At 72.8% G+C, this 206-nt stretch carries 1 protein-coding gene; it reads right to left on the minus strand.

Going from position 1 to position 206, the window contains the following annotated elements; all coding sequences use genetic code 11:
- Positions 1-206: flavin reductase (locus tag B2W79_RS06260; RefSeq protein ID WP_292787947.1), on the minus strand; the 206-nt coding region annotated here is incomplete at both ends.

Genomic DNA, 206 nt, shown 5'->3' on the forward strand with positions numbered 1-206 from the left:
CTGGGCGAGCGCGGAGTGCTCGTCGTCGATGAGGTGCACGACGAAGGTCTCGGCGCCGAGGATGGCCCCGGCGCTGCCGGTCGCCCTGGTCACCGAGAACACGATCGCCGCCGGATCGACGGCGACCGACGACACGCTCGACGCCGTGAGACCGACGGGGCCGTCCGGACCCTGCGCCGTGATGATGGCGACACCGGCGGGATGGG

The sequence above is a fragment of the Microbacterium sp. UBA7513 genome, assembly GCF_002478345.1.
Lineage (GTDB): Bacteria > Actinomycetota > Actinomycetes > Actinomycetales > Microbacteriaceae > Microbacterium.